The sequence below is a fragment of the Bacteroidota bacterium genome (assembly GCA_017303905.1).
Lineage (GTDB): Bacteria > Bacteroidota > Bacteroidia > B-17B0 > Aurantibacillaceae > JAHEYG01.
In genome coordinates this window covers 118,382-139,957 of the sequence record JAFLBH010000003.1, presented here as the reverse complement: position 1 = coordinate 139,957, position 21,576 = coordinate 118,382, and the positions used below count along the sequence as shown (strand labels likewise).

The 21,576-nt window shown below is 36.3% G+C and carries 16 protein-coding genes; 11 read left to right on the top strand and 5 right to left on the bottom strand.

Annotated features, from left to right (window positions below):
- The first annotated feature begins 2 nt into the window (after window positions 1–2).
- Complete coding sequence (gene upp, locus J0L69_11350; GenBank protein MBN8693786.1) at window positions 3–653, top strand: uracil phosphoribosyltransferase; 651 nt, start codon at window positions 3–5, stop codon at window positions 651–653.
- Between the two features lie 3 nt (window positions 654–656).
- Window positions 657–2,255, top strand: a complete 1,599-nt coding sequence (gene bshC / locus J0L69_11345) for a bacillithiol biosynthesis cysteine-adding enzyme BshC (protein MBN8693785.1) — start codon at window positions 657–659, stop codon at window positions 2,253–2,255.
- Here bshC and J0L69_11340 read toward each other — a convergent pair.
- Window positions 2,252–3,703, bottom strand: a complete 1,452-nt coding sequence (locus J0L69_11340) for a lipopolysaccharide biosynthesis protein (protein MBN8693784.1) — start codon at window positions 3,701–3,703, stop codon at window positions 2,252–2,254. The two genes, bshC and J0L69_11340, sit on opposite strands and share 4 nt — an antisense overlap.
- Window positions 3,704–3,722: 19 nt before the next feature.
- Complete coding sequence (locus J0L69_11335; protein MBN8693783.1) at window positions 3,723–4,412, bottom strand: hypothetical protein; 690 nt, start codon at window positions 4,410–4,412, stop codon at window positions 3,723–3,725.
- Window positions 4,413–4,480: 68 nt separating this feature from the next.
- Here J0L69_11335 and J0L69_11330 point away from each other — a divergent pair, with 68 nt between their 5' ends.
- On the top strand, window positions 4,481–5,596 hold the full coding sequence (locus J0L69_11330) for a glycosyltransferase (GenBank protein MBN8693782.1): 1,116 nt from the start codon (window positions 4,481–4,483) through the stop codon (window positions 5,594–5,596).
- Between the two features lie 2 nt (window positions 5,597–5,598).
- Here the strand turns inward: J0L69_11330 and J0L69_11325 are convergent, their stop codons facing one another.
- The 3 genes from J0L69_11325 to alaS are packed head-to-tail and all read right to left on the bottom strand — an operon-like array spanning window position 5,599 to window position 10,936.
- Window positions 5,599–7,443 (bottom strand): T9SS type A sorting domain-containing protein, encoded by a 1,845-nt coding sequence (locus J0L69_11325; GenBank protein ID MBN8693781.1) that lies wholly within the window; start codon window positions 7,441–7,443, stop codon window positions 5,599–5,601.
- 26 nt (window positions 7,444–7,469) lie between these two features.
- Window positions 7,470–8,276 carry a pyrroline-5-carboxylate reductase gene (proC, locus tag J0L69_11320; protein ID MBN8693780.1) on the bottom strand — a complete coding sequence of 269 codons (807 nt, stop codon included), beginning with the start codon at window positions 8,274–8,276 and terminating at the stop codon, window positions 7,470–7,472.
- Window positions 8,273–10,936 (bottom strand): alanine--tRNA ligase, encoded by a 2,664-nt coding sequence (gene alaS, locus J0L69_11315; protein ID MBN8693779.1) that lies wholly within the window; start codon window positions 10,934–10,936, stop codon window positions 8,273–8,275. The genes proC and alaS overlap by 4 nt, the downstream gene beginning before the upstream one ends.
- A 161-nt stretch (window positions 10,937–11,097) precedes the next feature.
- Here alaS and J0L69_11310 point away from each other — a divergent pair, with 161 nt between their 5' ends.
- From J0L69_11310 to J0L69_11275, 8 genes are all read left to right on the top strand, one after another.
- Window positions 11,098–12,069: a M23 family metallopeptidase gene (locus tag J0L69_11310; protein MBN8693778.1), complete on the top strand. Its 972-nt coding sequence runs from the start codon at window positions 11,098–11,100 to the stop codon at window positions 12,067–12,069.
- Window positions 12,070–12,125: 56 nt separating this feature from the next.
- Window positions 12,126–13,436, top strand: a complete 1,311-nt coding sequence (locus tag J0L69_11305) for an amino acid permease (protein ID MBN8693777.1) — start codon at window positions 12,126–12,128, stop codon at window positions 13,434–13,436.
- Between the two features lie 133 nt (window positions 13,437–13,569).
- Complete coding sequence (locus J0L69_11300; GenBank protein MBN8693776.1) at window positions 13,570–14,676, top strand: serine hydrolase; 1,107 nt, start codon at window positions 13,570–13,572, stop codon at window positions 14,674–14,676.
- Window positions 14,677–14,705: 29 nt separating this feature from the next.
- The gene (locus J0L69_11295) at window positions 14,706–15,968 is read left to right on the top strand and encodes a hypothetical protein (protein MBN8693775.1); all 1,263 of its coding nucleotides are present in this window, start codon (window positions 14,706–14,708) and stop codon (window positions 15,966–15,968) included.
- A gap of 65 nt (window positions 15,969–16,033) precedes the next feature.
- Window positions 16,034–16,372: a MerR family transcriptional regulator gene (locus J0L69_11290; GenBank protein MBN8693774.1), complete on the top strand. Its 339-nt coding sequence runs from the start codon at window positions 16,034–16,036 to the stop codon at window positions 16,370–16,372.
- A gap of 686 nt (window positions 16,373–17,058) precedes the next feature.
- Window positions 17,059–18,582: a hypothetical protein gene (locus J0L69_11285; GenBank protein ID MBN8693773.1), complete on the top strand. Its 1,524-nt coding sequence runs from the start codon at window positions 17,059–17,061 to the stop codon at window positions 18,580–18,582.
- Window positions 18,572–19,801 carry a hypothetical protein gene (locus J0L69_11280; protein ID MBN8693772.1) on the top strand — a complete coding sequence of 410 codons (1,230 nt, stop codon included), beginning with the start codon at window positions 18,572–18,574 and terminating at the stop codon, window positions 19,799–19,801. The genes J0L69_11285 and J0L69_11280 overlap by 11 nt, the downstream gene beginning before the upstream one ends.
- A 15-nt stretch (window positions 19,802–19,816) precedes the next feature.
- Window positions 19,817–21,469 carry an MBOAT family protein gene (locus J0L69_11275; protein ID MBN8693771.1) on the top strand — a complete coding sequence of 551 codons (1,653 nt, stop codon included), beginning with the start codon at window positions 19,817–19,819 and terminating at the stop codon, window positions 21,467–21,469.
- Window positions 21,470–21,576: the final 107 nt, after the last annotated feature.

Here is a 21,576-nt window from a genome sequence, read left to right as displayed (position 1 = left end):
TTATGGTACACAACATGTCACAAACCAACTCTCTGTTTACTCGTTACATTAACGAAATCAGAGATAAAGAAATTCAGAAAGACTCCATGCGTTTCAGAAGGAATTTGGAGAGAATGGGCGAAATTTATGCCTATGAAATTTCTAAAACATTGCAATATGTTCCCTGCGAAACGACTACGCCGCTTGGTGTAGCCGAATCATTCGAATTAAAGGAAGAGCCAATCATTGCTACCATTTTGCGTGCAGGTTTACCTCTTCATTTTGGTATTTTGAATTTTTTCGACAGAGCAGAAAATGCATTTATCAGCGCATACCGCAAACATCATAAGGATAATTCGTTTGAAATTGCATTAGAATACGTTGCAGCTCCCGATATAAATGATAAGGTACTTATTCTATGTGATCCGATGTTGGCAACAGGTTCATCCATGACTTTAACCTATAAGCAACTTTTATTACGCGGTAAACCAAAGCACACACATTTGGTTTCGCTTATTGCAAGCAAGCAAGGTGTTGATTATGTAAAAACACATATGCCGGATACTAATTTTACATTATGGTGTGGTGCCATTGATGAAGAGTTAACAGCGCACGCGTATATTGTTCCGGGCTTGGGTGATGCCGGAGATTTGGCATTTGGAAATAAGTTATAGTAAATGCTAGCGCATAAAACCTTACCAATTAAAAAAGAACTGTTCAGCAGTTTGATGTATGATTATTTAAGTCGCCATGAAGGACTCAAGGAATTTTATTCTTTTTATCCCGATAAAGACGGCTTTAAAAATGCTATTGAGCAAATATCAACATTCAAATACGATCGTCAGTTATTGGTGTCTGAAATAAAAAAGCAAAACGAGTCAGTAGCGAATACGTCTGAAAAGTCAAAAACCAATTTAGACTTATTACTCAACGAAAAAACTTTTACAATTACTACCGGACATCAATTATGTTTGTTTACTGGTCCGCTTTACTTTATTTATAAAATTTTTTCGGTTATTAATCTGGCTGAAAAATTAAAAACAGAATTCCCTGCTTATAATTTTGTTCCGGTATATTGGATGGCTTCGGAAGATCATGATTTTGCTGAGGTGAATCATCTGAGTGTGTACGGTAAAAAGCTGGAATGGAATTCAGATGAAAAAGGGGCCGTGGGTGATTTTTCTACAGCCGGACTAAAAGAAGTGGTTGTGCAGTTGAAAGAAATTCTTGGTGATAGCGTAAATGCCTCCCGATTAATTCACCTGTTTGAAGAAGCTTATTTAAAACACACCAATCTGGCATTGGCCACGCGTTTTTTGGTGAATGAACTTTTTGGGAAGTACGGTTTGATTGTTTTGGACGGTAACAGTGCGGATTTAAAAAAGAGTTTTGCTGCTTTTTTTGAAAAGGATATTTTCGAAAATACCCCATTTCAAAAGGTTGATTCCAGTATAAAGAAATTAACACAAAGCAAGTATGAAGCGCAGGTGAATCCCCGTGAAATCAATTGTTTTTATATGGAAAATGGGCTTCGGGCCCGTATAGAAAAGTCAGGAAATTCATATAAGGTAATTGACACTTCACTTACATTTTCGGAAACTCAGCTTAAAGACTTGATTTTCAAATCTCCCGAAAAAATCAGTCCCAATGTGGTTTTGCGCCCCTGTTATCAGCAGTATATTTTGCCCAATTTATCGTATGTGGGCGGACCCGGAGAGTTGGCTTATTGGTTAGAGTATAAAGAAATGTTTGAGGCATTAGGACTGTTTTTTCCGGTGTTAACACCTCGAAAATTTGTTACTATTTTGGATATAAATTCATTGAATAAATTAAGTAAATTAGGGTTGGAAATGGAGAATATCATGGAAAACGAACAAGAGATGATTAAGTTGTATTTAGAGAAAAACAACAAATCTTTTAACCTGGAGGAGTATAAAAAATCAATTGAAAATTTATTTCAGAGCATCTCATCTGAAATGAATAAGATTGATAAAACTTTGGTTTCATCGGCAGAAGCTGAGAAACAAAAAAACCTGAATTCATTATCGGTTTTAGAGCAAAAAGCAACGCGTGCGATAAAGGCAAAATCCGATACTGAAGTGAATCAAATAAAAAACATCAAATCAAAATTATATCCGAACGGCGTTCCTCAAGAGCGTGTAGAAAACTTCGCGGCTCATTATGCAAAATGGGGCGATGATTTTATGAATGTGCTAAAGGATAAATTAACCTACGATTTAAATAAAAACACAATTGATATTGTGTTCGAGAACTAAGCTTTCTTTCCTGCAAATTGTTTATACACTGCCTTAATCTCGTTATTGAAAATTAAGAAGAAGATGATGCTGAATACTGCCAGTTGTGCAATATAAAGCGTTAAGCTGTATTCAGGATGAAAGTAGAAGAGGGCAACGTTTAACGCAAGATATAAAAAGGGTATTCCGATAATTTTCATTCCATTAAATTCATATCTGAAAATGTTTTTAGTGAATAAATAAGAGAGTATTATCTGAAGCACTTTTACTCCTAATCCGGTGTAAATAGCGCCCATCAAACCATAATCCTTCACTACAAAATAGGTAACGGCCAATTGAAAAGCTGCGCTAATCCCAAATATTTTGAGAAGTATTTTAATATTCTTGGAATAGAGAATAGTTGCCAAATAAAAGTACAGAATGCTTCTTAAACCATAACCTGCTGCTAAAATCCCTATGTATTTCTCACTTTCATAAAACTTTTCGTTGCTAATAACGAGTTTGTAAAGGAGTGGAATAGTAATGCAAAAAACAATGAGAAGCAAAATGTTAATGGCTGTAAATACATTAAAATATCGGTTCGTTTCTTTAGAAGTGTGCAGCTCTTTTTGATCTGCCCATATTTCATAGATTTTCGGATAGATGATTGCGGTTAAACTATTCTGAAGAAATTCAATTCCGAAAAAGCACTTTAATACAAGATCGTAAGTATTAAGATCGGTGTTCGGAATGAATTCTTGTAACATGTATCGATCAGTGTAACTCAATAACCAAACAAAGGATACATAAATTACATATGGCGTGCAAAACGCTTTTAAATCGCCAATAAAATCTTTTTCATATTTAAACTTACCATTCGACAGATAAATGTAATTGGCAATTGTAAAAATAATAACGCCGGAAAGTAATCGTCCGTAAATTGGACCAATAATTGTATCCGGAAACAGGAACAAACCACCCACTGAAATACCAATGGTGGCAATGAAATTAATTAAGTTTGCTGTGAAGAATAAACCCGGTTTCTTTAAATAAATTAGCGCGTTAGTGGAGGCTTTAAAATAGGAATTAAAAAAGGCAGTTAAAACGGAGTAAAATCCAAACGGCCAAAATTCCATTTGAAAAGCGGGATTAAACACTTTTGAAAAAATGTAAGTGCCGCTTACAGCTGAAATAAGGAGCAAACCCGCACCAATTACTAAAAGTAAAATAGCAACAGTTCCGATAAAGCGTTTTTGTTGTTGCGGATCGGATTTAAGTTTAGAGTATTTTATCCCGAAATAGCTTTCAATTGAATAAGAAAATAAAATCTGCATCAGCAATGACACACTGATGTAAAAAGCGACTTGGGTAAAATGTAAATCGTTAAGGTAATTGGTGTAGAATGGTAGCAGAATTAAACCTGCCGCCATTGGTAGAGCTCCGCCAATGGTGTAAATAATAGATGATTTTAAAAACGATTTACTTATCATTGGTTTTGCCGTATCTTAATCAGGCAATCTTTTCGTAAATGTAAAAATCCGATAATGAACCTTTTTCTTTGTGCGTTGAAACCGGATATTTATTTTTTATAATTTCTTTAAGCTTCCATCCTGTAATGTTTTTGTTTACAAAGTCGGTAAAGCTTCTACGGTTCTCGTGCTGATGAATAGGTTCTTCTGCCTGATTGTAATCTGAGGCATAAATAATCACATATTTATCAGCGGCTGCAAATAAATGTATTAGATAGTTTTCGAATATTTCTCTTTCCACCAAATGATACAATACGTCAAGCGACATGGTTAAATCCGCTTTAAATAAACGCGCGTTATCTACAAAAGCCATGCTGTTATAAACGTAGAAACTTTTGGTTTTGTCTGCCTTAAAAATATTATAACATAATTTAACGGCAGTTGGAGAAACATCTAATCCGATGTATTGAGGGTATTTTGCAATTTTTAATTGGTTACCGTCTCCGCAACCGAATTCCATCACGGTTTTTATATTGTTCTTCGCAACAAAATCATTTATCACATCTGCTTTGTGTTCGGCAAGATGGTCATAGGAACCAGTTCCTGAATTATCGCCGCGTTGATAACGGTCGTCCCAATATTTTTCAGATCCCTGAAATTTCTTCTTTTCCTGATTACGTTTCCAGTTCTTAACAAAGGGTATTTCTAAAATGGCCTGCTTTAATCCCATAGTATTGGCTTTATTGCTTAAATTTGAATTGCTTAAAGGCTCTAATTTACAAAAAAACGACTGATTAAATGAAAGTGCTTTTTATTTCGGCTTGGTATCCTAATTCGGTTCATCCGTTAAAGGGTATTTTCGTAAAAAAGCACGCGGCGGCCATCAAAGCAGCAGGTAATGAAATTCAGGTAGTAGCCATTACCATTAGTGATTCATCGAAAACCTTTGAACGGAAAATTTATTCAGAAACCGATGAAAATGGAATTTTAACTCACCATATCGAAATCAACTCAAGGTTTTATAAATGGATTCATTTAAATCTGTTTTTTCAATATCGGGCCATTAGCAAGTATGTTGAGAAATCGGTTATACCAACATTTAAGCCGGAGCTCATACATTCCAATGTGCTTTATCCTGCTGGAATTTTGGCCTATAAGTTATCAAAGCGATACAATTTACCGCATGTTATTACTGAACACTGGAGTAAAGTGGATAAATTCATGTCGCAAAGTTTGTTCAGTTACATTGGTAAAAAAGCTTACAATAATGCCAAATCCGTTACGGTAGTTTCTGATTTTTTGAAGAAAAGTATTTCAAAACATATCGCTGATACGTCACGTATTAAGATTGTGCCAAATGTTATTAATCAGAAAGTTTTCACTTTTCTTCCTAAGGTAAAAGGAAACTCCATTGTGTTTACCTGCGTTGCTCATTGGACGAATCCGAAAAGACCTGATTTAATATTTAACGCTTTAAATGAGATTTCGAAAAAATCGAATAAGAATATTAAGCTGAATGTGGTAGGAGAAGGGATTTTATTAGAGAAGTTGAAGCCACTTAAATGGAATTTTGAAATAAATTACCTTGGCAATTTAATGCCTGAAAATTTAGCAAAGACCTTACAAGAGAGTGATTATTTTTTACATGCCAGTACCATTGAAACTTTTTCAATTGTTATTGCCGAAGCTTTAGCTACCGGAACTCCTGTCTTAGCATCGAATGTTGGAGCGATTCCGGAATTGATCAACAATACTAACGGATATGTGACTGAGAACACAATAGAAGACTGGATACAAAACCTCAATCAATTATTAAAGGTTAACTACGATCATGCTTCCATCGCGCAGCAAGCGAGAAAGTACAATGAAGAAAGTGTAGGACAACTCTTTAATGATGTGTACAAACAAAATTGATTTTATTCTTTAATCAATTTTGCATTTCCGATTAGTTTGTTTTTATCAAAAACTTCGATGAAATACACTCCTTGTGTCAAATCAGAAATGGTAATTAAACCGTCATTTGTGTATACGGTTTTAATTTTTTGACCAATTAAATTAGTGATGATAACATGAGAGTAAGTCGTTTTTGATTTAATTTTAACTATATCACTTGCAGGATTTGGATATAACAAAATACCTGAACTGATTTTATCATACTCATTTATGCCATTACAAATATCAACTGTTACTGTTGTTAATGCATTACTTGTGCATCCATTCGCATCTGTAACATAAAGTGTAAAATTACTGGTCACACTCGGGCTGACAACAGTTCCAAGAGTGTTGGCTCCATGGCTCCAGCTGTATGTGTATGCAGGTGTTCCGCCACTCACCATCGGATTAAGCGTTCCGGGATTTCCTAAACATATTTGTAATGGATCAATAAATATTGATATGGGTGAAGGTTGAGTAACCGAAACGGTTGTAGTTAAACTGCTGCAAGCTCCATCAGAAACATGAACTGAATATATACCGGCAGATAAATTATTAACCACAGAAGTAGTATAGTTTCCAGGCGTCCATGTATATAAATAAGATGCCGAAGGGCTGGCGAAAACTGCGGCAGAGCCATTAGCAGAACCGTTACAGGTGGCACTGTTACTAAATACAGTGAGCGAGAAGGTAGGAGTTACTGTAACTGAAGTAGGAATGTTATAAGCAATTCTTGATGTACCCCATTGTGCAGTACCAGAACCTAAAGAAATACCATTAAAATTAAATCCGCTGGTTGCTGCAGAATTGTTTGGAGAACCAATTACAGAAAAGAAATTTGTATTTGGTCTAGGTACGTATATTTTCCCATCTGCTGCTAATTCCATATACCCAAAATTATAACCACCAACTCCAGTTGAATAAACATTCGTTTTTGAGCTCACCACAGATGATGCATTGTAGCTGGTAAGGTCATATTGGAAAATATCGCCTGTAAAAATAGTATTTGTATATAGCTTTTTACTGTTCGGAGAGAAAGCCGTTGCCCAGGCATTACCGGTATTTCCGGGGATAGCAATAGAATTTGATAATACACCTGTTGCTAAATTAAATTGAAATAATTCATATTTATCTTGACAGGTTAAGGCGTTAGCTACTGTGCTGCCATCAGGCGAGATAGTTAACTGACCCATTGCATCATGTGCACCACCTAAAGTTCCACAAGTATGGTTAGAGCCTATCGGCGTTACAACCGATGTTGTTGCAATACTCGTTGCATCAATTTTAAAAGCCACAAATTGATCGTTCCCCCACTTGTGAGTTAAAAGCCAATAAAAATTTCCGGCAGGATTGTAATAAGCACAAAGTTTTTCTGTCCAGCCTGTACCTAAAGAAATGTTTTTTTGAGTTGTTACAACATCACCTAATCCACCATTTAAACTCATATCCACCACTGTGTAGGATAAATATCCCGGATTAGAAAACAGAGTCGTATGAAAAATTACATAACGATTCGGGTTACAGGGGATAGGAACGATGAGCGCACACTGTCCGCCAGTGTAACTTCCTTGTAAGCCTGTTCCATTCGGCATAATAACATGATTTTTGTTCCATACGTTAACTCCTGTTGTATAGAATAGGAGATTTCCACTTGCGTCTGAAATTGCACTGGAATTATCCGGGTGTCCGGTTATTGAAGAAGCTGTTAAACTAGGCGTTGACCCACTAAAATTGATACCAATACCATTTCCAACTTGCCAATTGTTAGCGAATTGTCCAAATGAATGAATCGAAAGTAGGCTGAATAAAAGGAATACTATTTTTTTCATACTAATAAAAGTATAAAAAAAAAGAATTACTTCCCAATTTTTTTATACGCTTCCGTAATGCCTTTTATGAGAGAAGAGGATAAGCCGTTATGCTCCATTTCGTTTAATCCGGTAATGGTTACGCCTTTTGGTGTTGTAACTTTATCGATTTCCTGCTCAGGATGTGTGCCTTTTTTGATGAGTAAATCGGCAGCACCTTTTACTGTTTGAGCAACAATGGTTCTTGCGGTATTCGCATCAAACCCTATTTCGATTCCGCCTTGTATGTTCGCTCTGATATAACGCATGGCAAAGGCTGTTCCGCAAGCACCAATAATCGTAGCAGCTTCCATTAATTTCTCTTCTATTACCACGGTCTTACCTAATTTATCGAATAGCTGACAAACAGTTTGAATTTGTTTGGAGTTGGCGTTGTTGTAAGAAATGCAAGTCATGCTTTCCGAAATGGCTATTGCTGTATTTGGCATAGCTCTGAAGATCGACATGCCCGATTCGTTTTGTTTCTTACGAAGAATGTCTTCAATATCCTGAATGCTAACACTGCTAACCACCGAAATTAATATTTGTTTAGAGTGGAGGGAAGGTGCAATTTCTTTTACAACATCTTTTATCTGAAATGGTTTTACACACAACAAAATCAATTCGGCACCCTTTACCGCTTTACTATTATCACTTTCAATTTTTACACCTTGCTTTTTTAATGCATCTAGCAAGGAAACATTTCTGCGGGTAACAGTAATATCACTTGCTTTAGTATGCTTTGAGCTGATTAATCCTTCAGCGATGGCAGTGCCTAAGTTTCCCCCGCCTATGATGGTGATTTTTGCCATTATATTATTGCTTTTGCTTTATTGATAGCGCTGTCTAATCCTTCAGCTTTACTGCCACCTGCTTGCGCGTAAAATGCTTGTCCGCCGCCGCCGCCGTTAATTTCTTTGGCTAACTCGCGCACAATATTTCCGGCGTTCAGATTCTTTTCTTTTACTAAATTATCGCTGATGATAACTGAAATACTTGGCTTACCCTTTACTTCTGCTCCTAAAACAACAAAACAGTTTTCTACTTCGTTCTTTATTTCAAACAATAAATTTTTGATTTCTTCCGCACTGTCGAACGAAATTTTTTCAGTAATAATATTGATGCCGTCCTTCTTTTGAATTTTAGCCACCAATTCTTTTTTAATCATGCCGGCTTTTTCTTTTAAAAGTTGCTGTAATTGTTTTTGAAGCTCAGAGTTTTCTTCTAATAAACCATTCACACTCTTCACCACATCTTTACTGCCTTTTAATACTGTTTTTAATTCATTTAGAACGGCAATTTGATTTTCAAAATATTCTTCAGCTTTCTCAGAGGTAACAGCTTCAATACGGCGTATACCGGCAGCCACCGCACCTTCACTTACAATTTTGAAATAGCCAATTTGTCCTGTAGCCGGAACGTGTGTACCACCACAAAGTTCTATTGAGTAATTTTTATCAAAGGTTACCACGCGCACAACATCACCATATTTCTCTCCAAACAAAGCCATCGCGCCGGTTTTCTTCGCGTCTTCAATGCCCATCAACTGTATGTTGGAAGCAATGTTTTCGCGGATTTTATTATTGACAATACGTTCTATTTGTTTAATTTCTTCATCGGTAATCTTTGAGAAATGTGAAAAGTCGAAACGTAAATGCTCGTCGTTAACCAAACTTCCTTTTTGCTCCACATGTGTACCTAATACGGATCTTAAGGCTGCGTGAAGCAAATGCGTTGCACTATGATTATTGGTAGTTAATAAACGTTTTGATTTATCAACTTTCGAAAAATATTCTGCATTGATGTTTTCAGGTAATCTATCGCAAAAATGTATGATCACACCATTTTCTTTTTTGGTATCATTAATCACTATTTTTTCGTTGATACTTTCTAAAACACCTGTGTCGCCCACTTGACCGCCACTCTCTGCGTAAAATGGTGTTTTGTTTAACACCAAATGATATTGTTCTTTGTTTTTTGCTTTTACTTTTCGGTAGCGGACAATTTTACTCTGAATTTCCTGCTCTTCATAGCCAACAAAATTGGTTTCGTTTTCGCCTTGCAGTGTTTTTCCAAATTCTGTATAAATCCAATCTTCCGTATCTACACTCGTGGCAGCACGCGATCTGTTTTTTTGTTCTTCTAAATATTTATTGAAACCTGCTTCATCAATGGTTAAATCATAACTGCGCGCAATCAATGAAGTTAAGTCCACCGGGAAACCAAAGGTGTCATACAATTCAAAAACTATTTTCCCGTCAATCACATTCCCTTTTTTAGAATTGGCTGAATCAATACAAACCTGATCGATTCGCTTTAATCCGATTTCCAATGTTTTGTAGAAGGAAATTTCTTCTTCCTTAATTACTTTTTCAATCAATAATTTCTGACTTACTAATTCAGGAAATGCTTGTCCCATTTGATTCGCCAATGTTGGTACCAAACGGTGCATGAACGGCTCTTTTAAATTCAATGACTGATAACCGTAGCGAATGGCACGACGTAAAATACGACGGATTACATAACCGGCTCCTGTATTACTTGGTAATTGTCCGTCAGAAATAGAAAATGAAATCGCACGAATGTGATCAGCAATCACACGCATGGCAATATTGATTATTAATTGTTTCTTATGTTTTTCTTCTTCTTCCGGTTTATAACGGTGACCGGACAGCTCCTCAATCTTATTGATGATAGGCATGAATACATCCGTATCATAATTACTTTGTTTGCCCTGTAATACAACACATAAGCGTTCAAAGCCCATACCGGTATCCACATGTTGTTTCGGAAGTTTAACCAAGGATCCATCGGCCTTACGCTCAAATTCCATAAACACGTTGTTCCAAATTTCAATTACCTGCGGATGTCCGGTGTTTACCAATTGTTTTCCCGGCACCAACATACGATCCTCCGGTTTACGGATATCACAATGAATTTCGCTGCATGGTCCGCAAGGTCCCATATCACCCATTTCCCAGAAATTATCTTTTTTGTTTCCACGCAAAATGCGGTCTTCAGAAATGTATTTTTTCCAGGTATCATAAGCTTCCTGGTCAAATGGAATTCCTTCTTTCTCATCACCTTCAAAAACGGTAACGTATAAGCGGAAAGGATCAATTTTATAAACTTTGGTCAATAATTCCCATGCCCATTCAATAGCTTCCTTCTTAAAATAATCACCAAAGCTCCAATTTCCCAACATCTCAAACATAGTGTGGTGATAGGTGTCAACACCTACTTCTTCCAAATCATTGTGCTTACCACTTACACGCAAACATTTTTGAGTATCCGCAATACGAGGGTATTTGATAGGCGCATTTCCTAAGAAAATATCTTTAAACGGAGCCATTCCGCTATTGTTGAACATTAGAGTAGGGTCACCCTTTACAACCATAGGCGCAGATGGCACAATTTCGTGCTGTTTGCTTTTGAAAAAATCTAAGAATGTCTGACGTACTTTACTTGCTTCCATGCGTATTAGAAAAAGAGTGCTAAGATAACAAAAAGCATAGGTTTTAAGGACTAAATTTTCCACATTTTAAACCTTTTAATTGGGATTTTTGCCCTATATTGTAAAGGTTTTTTAACGTTTAAGGCAGGTGATAAATATTATTTTTGTCACGCATTTAAATTATGTCAAAGGTTAAGTATAGATTTAATACCAAATCGCTCACTTATGAGAAAGTAAAAGTTACTTTTTCTGAACGGTTATGGCGTTTTATGTCGTATTTGGCAATCGGACTTGTATTCGCTACAGTTACTATTATTTTAGCTTTTAAATTTTTAGACTCCCCAAAGGAAAAAATGCTTCGTCGTGAGATTGAGGCCTTACAACTTCAATATGATTTATTGCATAAAAAAATGAATCAGGTGCAGGTTGTTTTAAACGATATGCAAGACAGGGACGATAATATTTACCGTGTGATTTTTGAAGCGGAACCTATTCCGAATACCATTCGTAATGCGGGATTTGGAGGCAGTGAGCGTTACGAGGTTTTTGAAAATTACGAAAATGCTGATTTATTAAAGCGTACCACAGAGCGTTTGGATAAAATCACCAAGCAATTATACATTCAATCCAAATCGTTCGACGAAGTGGTGAAAATGGCACGTGATAAGGAAAAACTTTTAGCTTCTATTCCTGCCATAATGCCTATCAATAATAAAGATTTACGTCACCAGGCGGGCGGATTTGGTTGGAGAACGCATCCCATTTACAAAACACCGGAGTTTCATCCGGGAATGGATTTCTCGGCTGAGCAGGGAACACCAATTTACGCTACCGGTGATGGTGTAGTGGAAGTGGCCGATGCCAATGCACAAGGTTACGGTAATCACGTGGTGATAAATCATAGTTTTGGATATAAAACTTTATATGGTCATATGAGTAAAATGGCAGTGAAAGTTGGTAAGGCAGTTAAACGCGGAGAGCTCATTGGTTATGTGGGAAGCACAGGTTTAAGTACGGCGCCACATGTTCACTATGAAGTAATTAAAAATGGTGAGAAAGTGAATCCGATTAACTTTTACTATAACGACTTAACGCCGGAGCAATATCAAATTATGCTCGAAATGTCTTCTAAGTCAACCCAATCGTTCGACTAAGTGAAGTGTAAATTTGTCATAGATGAATTATTGGTTAACAAATTTAACTTCACTTCATGAATACTTTAAATACACAAAAAATTGGTTTTGCGACTGCTATTTCATTGGTAATTGCCAATATGATTGGTACCGGTGTTTTTACAAGTTTAGGATTTCAGGTGTTGGATATCGAATCTGGTTTCGCTATTATGATGTTGTGGATTGTAGGCGGTATTCTGTCATTATGCGGTGCATTAACTTACGGAGAGATTGGTTCTGCATTTCCGCAGAGTGGAGGAGAGTATAATTATCTTTCTAAATTATATCACCCTTCGGTTGGGTTTTTATCGGGTTGGGTTTCCGTTACTGTTGGATTTGCAGCGCCGGTAGCTGCCGCATCCACTGCATTAGGTTTGTATGTAAATAAAATTTACGGCTCGGTAAATCCACAAATTTTAGCAGTATCGGTAATTTTATTGCTTACCATTGTTCACTCCATCAATTTAAAATTGGGAAGTGCCGTTCAACGCGCGTTTACACTTATCAAAGTGGTGATAATAGTGATGTTTGTTGGATTTGGATTGTTTCATCATCCCGAACACAGCGTTTCTTTTTCTCCTACTAGTGAAAGCTTTTCGCAAATGATGTCATCGGCTTTTGCTGTTTCATTAGTATTCGTCACGTATGCTTATTCGGGCTGGAATGCGGCGGCTTATATTGCCGGTGATTTACGTGAGCCGCAGAAAAATTTACCAAAGGCACTGATATGGGGCACTCTCATTGTGATGGTGATTTATACTGCTTTAAATTTTATTTTCTTGTATTCGGTGCCAATTAATGAATTGAAGGGTGTAGTGGAAGTTGGTTATCTGAGTGCCAATAAAATCTTTGGTTCCGATTTAGGAAGATTCATGAGTTTAGTGATTGCCTTGCTGCTTGTTTCTACGGTAAGCGCAATGATTTTAGCCGGACCAAGAGTCATGCATGCCATGGGCAACGACATCCGACAATTAAAGATATTTTCTATTTCTAATAAAAACAATGTGCCATATGTAGCAGTAATATTTCAGTCGGTGATTTCAATTGTTTTAGTTCTCACTTCTTCTTTTGAATCGTTGATTACTTATGTAGGTTTCACGCTTAATCTTTTTACTTTTCTCACTGTATTCGGTATTTTTATTTTGAGAGCTAAACATAAAGACATTCAAACCGCGTATAAAACACCTTTGTATCCGATACCTCCTATTTTGTTTTTACTGATTAGCGGATGGATTTTATTTTTTATCTTTAAGAATAAAACCATGGAATCCTTATTTGGATTAGGAACTGTAGCTTTTGGTTTTTTAGTGTATTGGATTAGTGAAAAATACAAGCAAAACGATAACTAAATTATTTTTCTTAAGCTTCATCAGCTTTCACTGTGCATTCGTTTATTCTCAATCGCCCTTTAATTTTCAAGAATATCTCAAGGCTACATTATCGCAGCATGCCTCGATTCTGAATAATCCTAAGACACATAAATTGCAGATTGTTTATACGCAAATCAATCGTGATGAAAACAATCAACCCGAATTTAAAACTTACAGTTACATTCCCTTCAAAGCTTACGTTTATCCCGCCAGCACTGTAAAATTACCTGTTACATTAGGCGCACTGATTAAGTTAAACGAACTCAAAGACACGAAGCTTTCATTGCAAAGCCCCATGTTTACCGATAGTATTTTCCCTTGCCATCGAAAAGTTACAAAGGATACAAGCTCTTTCTCAAAACTTCCGTCATTAGAAAACTACCTGAAAAAAATGTGGTTGGTTAGCGATAATCTTTCCTGTGCACGTGTGTATGAATTTGTGGGTTGCGATTATCTGCATAAACAGTTAAGTAATTATGGATTCAAAAATGTACGTATCCATAATAAATTGGATATATCCTGTGAGGTAGATACAGCGAAAATTTCACCGCCAATAGTTTTCCTGTCTCCAAATGGCGATACCATCTACAAGCAGGCATTCATTCCCGCTGCCTATAAGGAACCGCATCCTATCGCAAAATCAGAAGCAGGAACCACACACCGAAACCCCAAAGGTAAAAAGCAAGCTGGTCCGAAAGATTTTTCCCTTCATAACTATTTTCACATCGAGGATCTGCATGAAATGATGAAGCGTTTGGTTTTTAACCCTTATTTAAAACCGGAAGAACAATTTCCAATTAGTAACTCAGATCGTCTTTTTGTTTTAAAGCAAGCGGGTATGACGCCAAGAGAAAGTGAGTCGCCATTATACAACAAAAAGCAGTATTATGATTCTTATAAAAAGTATTTCATTTATGGAAGTTCGGTAGCCGCTATTAAAGGCGATAGTCTACGCATATTTAACATCGTAGGTAGGGCTTACGGATTTTTGATTGATTGTGCTTACATCGTTGATTATAAAAACAAGATTGAATTTTTGCTGACTGCTGCTGTTTTTGTCAATCAGCGTAATGATATTGGCGGCGGAAGGTACGAGTATGAATTGAAGGGTTTGCCTTTTTTGCGCGATCTTTCGCTTAGCTTATACGATTTAGAACGCCAACGTAAAAAAAAGGTTATTCCCGACTTAAAAGAGTTTAATTTATTTGACGGGCATTAGATAAAATCAATACCTTTGGCCACCTGTTTATGAGAACATTATTAGCCATTATCATTATCATATTTCTTTCCTGCACATCCAAAGAAGTGAAGGATAAAGACAAAAATCAAGTTTCAAAAAAAGATTCAGTTATTCCTGCACAAAAGGAAATTGAGCCTGTTAAGGATTCAATCGTAGAAACGAATGAAGTTGTAAGTAGTGAGCCGGCATTAAATTATATTCCATTTAACGCCGACAACTATTTTAATAACGTTACTTCAGTATTAAGCGGACTAAAAGGTCAGGCACACAAATTCAATTATTTGTTTGATTCGGTGGCCTGGAGTCGCCATCAATTTTATGTTGACAGCAGCTGGAAAAAACTAGAAGCACGCCGATTAAAAGCTATGCGCAATTGGGCGGCTACGGAGTTTTCTACACCTAACACCATTTGTAAAACTGTTTTCTATCCTTTCTCCGGTCCTGATTTTTTAACGGCGACAACATTTTTTCCTAATGCCGATAAATACATTATGCTGGGATTGGAACCCGTTGGGAAATTACCTGAATTCAAAAAATTCAAACCGGGTGATCACACAGTTTATTCGGCACACTTTAAGCAATCTTTAGGCGATATTTTTGTGAAGAGCTATTTTATTACCCGTAAAATGTTACAGGATTTCAGCTCTCAAAAAGTAAATGGTTTATTGCCCATTTTAACTTTCTTTATTCGTAAGACAGGTCATGAGATTTCCGATATTAAGTATGTATACCGTTATAAACAAGATTCAATTGTAGAAAGACCTTATGATGTAAAAATGCCCGACATTGAAGACGGAGGTACTAAAAAACCATTCGGAGTAAGAGTGGATTTTGTGCAGGATGGCAAAAACAAATCGGTGTATTATTTTAAATACGACGTAAGCAATAAAAAGTTTAATGATACCTGTGCTTTTTATAATTACATCAACAAAAGCAAGAATGTAGTTACTTACATTAAGAGCGCTTCTTATTTGCTGCATAATAATTTCATGAGCAACATGCGCGATTTGATTTTAAATAATTCAAGTTATGTGATACAGGATGACACAGGTATTCCTTATAAATTCTTTACCGAGAATAATAATTGGGAGATGAAGTTATACGGACAATACACCAAGCCTGTGAGTGATTTTACTTATTTAAGTATGCAAAAACCTTTAGAAGAAGCCTACCAAAAGGACAGTGCTAAAATCGGTAAGTTACCATTCCATTTAGGTTACCACTGGGGCAGCAAAAAAGACGTGATTATCTACGCGAGTAAGAAGAAGTAGAGCTAAGTTAAAACCTTGTTAATAACTCCATTAGCCCTTCTTGGCTAATTATTTTACATTTGGTTATGTCTTTACAAAAAGAGCAAACCGATAAATTATATTATTCTATCAGCGAAGTGTCTGATATGTTTGAAGTAAATGCTTCAACCATCCGTTTCTGGGAAAAGGAGTTTGATATTTTAAAGCCCACCAAAAACAAGAAGGGAAATCGTCTTTTCACTCAAAAAGACATTGAAAATCTTCGTCTAATCGTGCATTACGTGAAGGAAAAAGGTTACACGTTAAGTGGAGCGAAAGACGCACTTAAAAACGGCTCGCCGGAGCTTGATAGCGTTAAACTGGAAGTGATCGAAAAGCTTAAGCAAATCAAAGACAAGTTGAACGATATCAAATCACAGTTGTAATTTTATTTCTTTCTTTTACGTCAGTAACTACTTTCTTTTACTTTTTTACTTGATGAAAGAAGTCAAGGTTTTAAATTATAGTTTCTTTTTTGCTGCCATCAAAGGATTTTAATTTTTCTTTTCTGCCTTGATGCAGAAAAGAAACAAAAGAAATCAAGGCTTCATTTTATGCTTTACTCCCTACGGTCATAATTTTTTATGCTTACAAATTGCTACCAAATGGGTGATCTCCTTGGCCCGCCTGCGGAGCTTCCCATTTGGCTTAACGCAATTTGTTGCGCATAAAAAACCGTATAAAATGAGGCCGACATTCGTTGATATCGTCTTCGAGGGCATCTCCGAATGGAGTATGTTAGAATATTGGGAACGGTTTCTCAAAATGGAGGAAAATGATAATCGGAGGAGTCGACGCCGGGCAGCATAGTGAACAAAAAGCAGGGGGGGCTCCCGGCTCGGCACAGCCGAGTTGGGGCCTGCTTTTTGGAACGGTGCGGCTCCCGCCGCAATGCCTTTCGGCGTCTTGATTTTTTTGTTTACTTTTTTCATCAAGGAAAAAAGTAAAGGAGATATCTTTTGGCGAACCAAAAAGTAACGTAAAAATATAACCTTATCAAAATCCCATTGTGAAAAAGTTAAAATCTCATTTATCTTATCAGTAAGTCTTTTGGCTAATATTATAGCTTAATATGAGCCATCGCCCTCATCATACTTTGTTTTTTCTTGTAGCGGTATTTGCCTTTATGGGCATAGTGTCGTTCGTGTTTCCGAAGGAAGGATTAAGTCTGGGCAGCGGAATGGCTATCAATTTTCCTTCCCTTCAAAGCTTATTTGGCAAAAATGAGAAAACCAAAAAGGCGGATATTTCTAAAATTATTGCTTTAGCTGATGCCGAGGATAAAATGAGCGACAGTCTGATGGCAGTGGATACTTCGAAAATTAATCTTCCAGAAAAAGCAGACAGCATTAAGTCGTTTGCTAAAAAAGGCCCGGTACCTAATGATACGCCTTATGGAAATGATTCTACCGTTCGATTAAATACAAGTATTCAGTATAAAAATGCAGCTAAAACTGCCATGATTAATTTTTTTAATTCATTGAATAACATTGCGGGTGAAAGTAAAAGTATTCGTGTTTTACATTATGGCGATTCACAAATTGAAGGCGACCGCATCAGTGATTATCTCCGAATGAAATTACAAAATCAGTTTGGTGGTGAAGGCCCGGGTTTGATTTCTTTAATGCCAATTGCTCCAAGTGTCATTAATAAAATCACCTGTAGCAGTGGTTGGGACCGTTATGGCGTATTTGCATTTAAAGACAAGCGCGTTCCTCATAATAATTTTGGAGCCATGGCGCAATTATGTCGTTATTGCAGTTATAAGCAAGTAGGAGATAGCGCCTCAAATACAAAACAAGCTTGGGTAAAAATTCAAACAACTAAATCAGGCGGACCAAAAGCAGCGGCTTACAATAAATTAAAGATGTATTATGGCGGTGCTAAGACAAAAGTGTTATGTGAGTTTTATGACGGCGGTGTTTTTAAAGCCAGTGATAGTTTAAATGCAGGCGGAAATTTCAATATTAAAGAATATGCAGTTACTCCCGGCTCTTTAAATCATGAATTTCAGTTTAGCGGGGTAGATAGCCCGGATTTTTATGGCGTATCACTTGAGGGAAATAAAGGCGTTATGGTGGATAATGTTGGTTTACGCGGGAGTTCCGGAACATTTTTTAATCAGATTAATTACGGACAGTTAAAACAATTCTATGATCATTTGAATGTTCGTTTAGTAATTCTTCAATTTGGTGGCAACACGTTGCCTTACTTAAAAGACAAAGCCATGGCTGAAAGTTATGGAGGTTATTTAAAAGCCCAGATAGCAACAGTAAAAAAAATTGCTCCAAATGCATCCATTTTAGTGATAGGTCCGGCGGATATGAGTGTAAAGGAAGGAACTGAATATGTAACACATCCATTACTCGAAGATTTGAGAGATGCTATTCGTAAAGCAGCGTTTGATATGGATTGCGCTTTTTTTGATATGTACGATTGTATGGGTGGCAGAAACAGTATGGTAAGTTGGGTAGAGGCTGGTATAGCAGCAAAGGATTATATTCATTTTAGTCCGGGCGGTGCGCGTAAAATCGCCACGCTTTTATATTCATCATTGATTAACGATTATAACACATTTGTAAGAAGTGCACAGTAAGATTTTAAAAATAGTAATCGGTTTATATGTATTAGGAACCGTGATTATGAAAGGGCAGCAAAGTGGTGCTGTTAAAACGTATTCATTTATCAATTACAATAAAAATTATTTGTCTCATTCAAAAGATAGTAGTTTGACATTGGGCTTTTACAATAAAGTGGATGAATTGAGAAGTGGTAAACGTAATAGAGTAGTTATTGCCCATTATGGAGGTTCACACATTCAGGCGGGAAACTGGGGTGATAAATATATTTCTAATTTTCAGTCAATGGGAAATTTTGAAGGCGGAGGTATATGGGCATTTCCATATAAAATTGCAAAAACAAATAGCCCGCATTTTTTTAAATCTTACACAACAGGTAAATGGAAACGTTTCCGTTGCGCTACCTATAAGGAAATGTGTGTAAACTTAGGCATGGCAGGAATTGCCGCTGTAACTAATGATAGTGCCAATACATTCGGTGTGCAATTGACCAAGAACAAACATCATGAAAAATTTAATACGGTAAAAGTTTATCATAATTTTAACGAGAGTTTCGATTTTGTTTTAGCTCCGGGGATTTCAATTTGTTCGCGCACCGATAGTGTAGAGAAGGGATTTACCAAATTTGTATTCGACGATTTTATTGATTCAGTAAATTTTATTTTATGGAGAAAGGATACCTTGCGTAAAGATTTTATGTTGTACGGATTTAGTTTGGAAAATTCGAAACCCGGATTTTATTATGCAAGTTTTGGTGTAAATGGAGCATCTAGCAGTTCGTATTTAAAGTGCAATTTGTTCGCCGACCAATTAAATACAATTAAACCTGATCTCGTAATATTTTCATTAGGCGTAAATGATACTCAGGGAAAGGATTTCTCAAAGGCAGATTACATTGAGAATTATGATAGTTTAATTACGGCTGTTAGAGCAGTAGCGCCCGATTGTGCTATACTTCTAACAACAACCAGTGATAATTATATCAGAAGAAAAACAGCGAATAAGCGTCCGATAACAGCGCAAGATGCGATGTTTGAAATGATGGAGAAGCATAAAACTTCCGTTTGGGATTTATATGCAATCATGGGAGGTTATAAATCTATTTACAAATGGTACAGAGTTGGTTTAGCCTCAAAAGACAAAGTACATTTTAGTCCGAGGGGATATCAAATATTAGGGCAAATGATGTTTGATGCCATTGATAAAAGTTATAAAGCCAATTCTAAATTGAAATAATTGGGAGAAAGCGTATTGAAATATCTGCACGACGTTTTTTCTTTCACAGAAGGAAAGCCGCTGTTGTTTACGCAATTATTTTTCTGGGGATTTTTTGCCGTTGTGTTACTTTTTTATTCTTTGGTGTATAAAAAAATTGCCCTAAGGAATATTTACTTATTGGCGGTTAGTTTTTTCTTTTACTACAAAACCAGCGGAGTTTTTCTGATTCTTTTAATTTTTACCATCTGCAGCGATTATAATTGGGGACGATTAATCTATCAAGCCAAAACCAAGCGTGCCAAAAAAATCTTCATGGGCATAAGTGTTACTTTAAACCTCTTACTGCTCAGTTATTTCAAGTACGCTTATTTCTTCACAGACAGTTGCAATCAGTTATTTAGTACGGATATAGAATTCTTTAATCATTTTTCACATTTCACCAATACATTTTTCGGTACACATTTCTCAGTAGATAAATTAATATTACCGGTTGGTGTTTCATTTTTTACCTTTCAATCAATCTCCTATACGGTTGATTTATACAGGGGAAATGTTACACTAGTAAAAAACATTTTCGATTATGGCTTTTTCGTGTGCTTCTTCCCACATTTAGTGGCAGGTCCGATCGTAAAGGCGCATGATTTCGTTTATCAGATTTATTTGCCTTACGATTTAAAGCGTAAAGAATTCGGAATGGCTGCCTTCTGGATTGTAAACGGTTTAGCAAAGAAAATTCTCGCCGACTATATCGCAATAAATTTCATCGATCGGATTTTTGATAATCCTAATTACTACTCAGGTGTAGAAGTGGTACTTGGTACTTTAGGATATTCCCTTCAGATTTATGCAGATTTTTCAGGATATACCGATATGGCGATTGGTATTGCTTTACTTCTTGGTTTCCGTTTAAAAACTAATTTTAATTCACCTTACAAAGCGCAAAACGTAAGTGACTTTTGGAAGCGTTGGCATATTTCATTGTCATCATGGCTTCAGGAATATTTATACATTCCTCTTGGAGGAAACCGACAAGGTACTGTTGGCTCTTATATTGCTATCTCAATTTTATCGATAGTGTTAGTTATGTTAACAGGTAAATTATGGTTGCTGTTGGTATTATTTGGTGTTGCTATTGTATTCGCATTAATAGCTTATTTCAGTGCTTCATTTCGTAAATCCATTAATACAAACATCAACTTGATGGTAACCATGTTGCTCGGAGGTTTGTGGCATGGCAGTAGTTGGTTGTTCATTATTTGGGGCGGATTGAACGGATTGGGATTAGTCATACATAAATTGTGGTTAAAAGTAGTTCCGAAGGATTCTCGTAAATCCATTTTAATGAAAGCATTTAATGTTTTGATAACACTTTTATTCATCAGTTTCACCCGTGTATTTTTTAGAAGTGAAACCATGGATACGGTAGTTTTGTTATTTGATCGTTTGAGTAACCATTTCGGAATTGAATTAACGTTTCAAATTTTACAGGGATATGCCGGAGTGTTATCGTTAATTTTATTGGGTTACCTCATTCATTGGATTCCGGCTAACTACAAAGAGAAATACCGTTCATGGTTTGCGGGTTTACCCCTTTATGCCATGGGTTTAGTGATATTCGCGGTTGTGTTTGTTTTATACCAGTTAATGAGCGACGAAATGCAGCCGTTTATTTACTTCCAATTCTAAAGGCCCTAATCTAATTTTATTCTCCTTATTTACAAGTAATTTCATTTTATTTTGAGTTTGTAATTAACTTAATATTCGGTTAAATTTGGTTTAATAATAAAAAATGA

Bases quoted from the DNA above. Each gene is read 5' to 3' on its own strand.
- bshC (MBN8693785.1), top strand. From the start codon at position 657: ATGCTAGCGCATAAAACCTTACCAATTAAAAAAGAACTGTTCAGCAGT.
- J0L69_11310 (MBN8693778.1), top strand. From the start codon at position 11,098: ATGTCAAAGGTTAAGTATAGATTTAATACCAAATCGCTCACTTATGAG.
- J0L69_11325 (MBN8693781.1), bottom strand. From the start codon at position 7,443: ATGAAAAAAATAGTATTCCTTTTATTCAGCCTACTTTCGATTCATTCA.
- J0L69_11305 (MBN8693777.1), top strand. From the start codon at position 12,126: ATGAATACTTTAAATACACAAAAAATTGGTTTTGCGACTGCTATTTCA.
- alaS (MBN8693779.1), bottom strand. From the start codon at position 10,936: ATGGAAGCAAGTAAAGTACGTCAGACATTCTTAGATTTTTTCAAAAGC.
- J0L69_11340 (MBN8693784.1), bottom strand. From the start codon at position 3,703: ATGATAAGTAAATCGTTTTTAAAATCATCTATTATTTACACCATTGGC.
- J0L69_11295 (MBN8693775.1), top strand. From the start codon at position 14,706: ATGAGAACATTATTAGCCATTATCATTATCATATTTCTTTCCTGCACA.
- J0L69_11290 (MBN8693774.1), top strand. From the start codon at position 16,034: ATGTCTTTACAAAAAGAGCAAACCGATAAATTATATTATTCTATCAGC.
- upp (MBN8693786.1), top strand. From the start codon at position 3: ATGGTACACAACATGTCACAAACCAACTCTCTGTTTACTCGTTACATT.
- J0L69_11335 (MBN8693783.1), bottom strand. From the start codon at position 4,412: ATGGGATTAAAGCAGGCCATTTTAGAAATACCCTTTGTTAAGAACTGG.
- J0L69_11285 (MBN8693773.1), top strand. From the start codon at position 17,059: ATGAGCCATCGCCCTCATCATACTTTGTTTTTTCTTGTAGCGGTATTT.
- J0L69_11330 (MBN8693782.1), top strand. From the start codon at position 4,481: ATGAAAGTGCTTTTTATTTCGGCTTGGTATCCTAATTCGGTTCATCCG.